The organism is Micromonospora sp. M51, assembly GCF_018070305.1.
GTDB classification, from domain to species: Bacteria; Actinomycetota; Actinomycetes; order Mycobacteriales; family Micromonosporaceae; genus Micromonospora; species Micromonospora parva.
In genome coordinates this window covers 1-3,110 of record NZ_JAGPXZ010000712.1, presented here as the reverse complement: position 1 = coordinate 3,110, position 3,110 = coordinate 1, and the positions used below count along the sequence as shown (strand labels likewise).

The following is a 3,110-nucleotide window of genomic DNA, read 5'->3' as shown; positions in this document are numbered from 1 at the left end:
GTGATCACCCAGACGCTGGGTCGTCCGCTGACGGTGCTGGACACCACCGACCCGGGCCAGGTCCGGGCGGCGCTCGGTGACCGGCTGGAGCGCACCGTCGTGGTGGTGGCCAGCAAGTCCGGGTCGACGGTGGAGACCGACAGCCACCGGCGCGCCTACTGGCAGGCGTTCCTGGACGCCGGGATGACCGAGGCGGAGGCCGGCCGGCACTTCGTCATCGTCACCGATCCGGGTTCGCCGCTGGAGGCCACCGCGACCGAGATGGGCGCGTTCACAGTGCTCGCCGACCCGAACGTCGGCGGCCGGTACTCGGCGCTCACCGCGTTCGGTCTGGTGCCGTCGGCGCTGGCCGGCGTGGAGGTCGCGGAACTGCTCGACCAGGCCGACGCGCTGGCCACGTCGCTCGGCGCGGACCAGAACAACCCGGCGTTGGCCCTGGGCGCCGCCCTGGGCGCCGCGGCCACTGTGGCCCGGGACAAGGTCGCCCTCGTCTCCGACGGCACCGGCATCGACGGGCTCGGCGACTGGGCCGAGCAGTTGATCGCCGAGTCGACCGGCAAGGCCGGGGTGGGCATCCTCCCGGTGGTGGTGGAGTCCCCGCAGAGCCCCGGTGCCACCGGCCCGGACGTGCTGACCGTCAGCTACGGGGGCGCGCTGGCCCCCGGTGACGTGCCGGGCGGCGGCGCCACCCCGGACGTGGCCGTCAACGGCCCGCTGGGCGCGCAGTTCCTGGCCTGGGAGTACGCCACCGCGGTGGCCGGTGTGGTGCTCGGGATCGACCCGTTCAACCAGCCGAACGTCACGGAGTCCAAGGAGAACACCAACAAGATCCTGGCCTCGGGCCTGCCGGCGGAGACGCCGTCGTTCACCGAGGGCGCGATCGAGGTGTACGCCCCGCAGGGCGCCCCGGGTGACCTGGCCGGCGTGCTGCGCTGGCTGCTCGACGGGTTGGGCGACGACGGTTACCTCGCGGTGATGGCGTACCTCGACCGGTTCGCCGACGCCGACACGGCCAAGCTGCGGCCGCTGCTGGCGCAGGCGAGCGGGCGGCCGGTCACCTTCGGCTGGGGGCCGCGGTTCCTGCACTCGACCGGCCAGTACCACAAGGGCGGTCCGCAGGTGGGTAGCTACCTCCAGGTGACCGGCGCGGTGGCCGAGGACCTGGCGGTGCCGGGCAAGCCGTACACCTTCGGCGAGCTGCAGGCGGCGCAGGCCGCCGGGGACCGGCAGGCGCTCGCCGGTCGGGACCGGCCGGTCCTGCGGTTGCACCTGACCGACCGGGCCGCCGGTGTCGCCCAACTACTGGACGCGGCCGGTGATCTGCGGGCGTGAGGATGGACGACGTGACTGAAGCGGAGCGAGGAGGCGGTTCCGTGAGCGCGAGGAGTGAGCCGGGGTTGCGAGCCCCGGAGTCGCGAACCGAAGGTGGCTCGGTGAACCCGCTGCGCGACCCGCAGGACCGCCGGTTGCCCCGGATCCCCGAGCCGTGCGCTCTGGTGATCTTCGGGGTGACCGGCGACCTGGCCCGCAAGAAGCTGCTCCCCGCGGTCTACGACCTGGCCAACCGGGGGTTGCTGCCGCCGGGCTTCGTGGTGCTCGGTTTCGCGCGCCGCGACTGGGGTGACGGCGACTTCGAGACCCTGGCGTGCGAGGCGGCCAAGAAGCACGCCCGCACCCCGTGGCGGGACGAGGTGTGGGCGCGGCTGGCCGGCAACATCAAGTTCGTCGGCGGGTCGTTCGACGACGACGCCGCGTTCGACCACCTCGCGTCGACGCTGGACGACCTGCGTCAGACCCACGGCATCACCGGCAACGCGGCGTTCTACTTCTCCATCCCGCCGGCCGCGTTCCCCGTGGTGCTCAAGCAGCTGGCACGGACCGGAATGGCCGACAACGAGAAGTCCGGCGGTTGGCGGCGGGTCGTGGTGGAGAAGCCCTTCGGCAACGACCTGCCGTCGGCGAAGGCGCTCAACGACCTCGTCGACGACGTGTTCACCCGCCAGGACGTCTTCCGGATCGACCACTACCTGGGCAAGGAGACGGTTCAGAACATCCTTGCCCTGCGGTTCGCCAACAACCTGTTCGAGCCTCTGTGGAACTCCAAGTACGTCGACTCGGTGCAGATCACCATGGCGGAGGACGTCGGCATCGGCACCCGCGCCGGCTTCTACGACACCGTCGGCACCGCCCGTGACGTGCTGCAGAACCACCTCCTGCAACTCCTCGCCCTGGTGGCGATGGAGGAGCCGACCAGCTTCGACGCCGACGAGATCCGGGCCGAGAAGCTGAAGGTGCTCAAGGCCATCACCCTGCCCAAGGACGTCAGCCGCGACACCGTCCGCGGCCAGTACCTGCCCGGCTGGGTGGGCGGCGAACGCGCTGTCGGTTACCGGGACGAGCAGGACGTCCCCGCCGACTCCACCACGGAGACGTACGTGGCGGTGCGGCTGGGCATCCAGAACCGCCGGTGGGCGGAGGTGCCGTTCTACATCCGGGCCGGCAAGCGGCTGCCCCGGCGGGTCACCGAGGTCGCCATCATGTTCAAGAAGGCGCCGCACCTGCCGTTCAACGACGCCGACATGGAGTCGTTGGGCAACAACCAGCTGGTCATCCGGGTGCAGCCGGACGAGGGCGTGGTGCTCAAGTTCGGCTCGAAGGTGCCGGGCACCACCATGGAGGTCCGCGACATCGCGATGGACTTCCAGTACGGCGAGGCGTTCACCGAGTCCAGCCCCGAGGCGTACGAGCGGCTGGTGCTGGACGTGCTGATCGGCGACCGCACCCTGTTCCCGGACGCGGCCGAGGTCGAACAGAGCTGGCAGGTGATCGACCCCCTGGAGCACGCCTGGGCGGGCACCACCCCGGAGCCGTACCGGGCCGGTGAGTGGGGCCCACGGGCCTCCGACGAGATGCTGGCCCGCGAGGGCCGCGCCTGGAGACGAGCATGATCGGGCTGTGGGACACCACCGGCAACGAGGTGGTCAAGGCGCTCGCCGCCGAGCGGCGCAGCGCCGGCGGGGTGGCCAGCGGCATGGCGCTCACCCTCATCGTGGTCGTGGACGAGAAGCGGGTCCGGGAGGCGGAGGCGGGGGCGCCGTGCGCCGCCGCCG

At 71.8% G+C, this 3,110-nt stretch carries 2 protein-coding genes and 1 pseudogene; all 3 read left to right on the top strand.

The window, feature by feature from the left end; translation table 11 throughout:
- On the top strand, window positions 1-1,332 hold a 1,332-nt coding region (locus tag KBX53_RS27540), incomplete at its 5' end, for a glucose-6-phosphate isomerase (RefSeq protein ID WP_210862438.1).
- Between the two features lie 101 nt (window positions 1,333-1,433).
- Window positions 1,434-2,948, top strand: a complete 1,515-nt coding sequence (zwf, locus tag KBX53_RS27535) for a glucose-6-phosphate dehydrogenase (protein ID WP_210862436.1) — start codon at window positions 1,434-1,436, stop codon at window positions 2,946-2,948.
- A pseudogene (locus KBX53_RS27530) lies at window positions 2,945-3,110 on the top strand (glucose-6-phosphate dehydrogenase); the annotation flags it as partial. The gene zwf and the pseudogene KBX53_RS27530, both read left to right, overlap by 4 nt.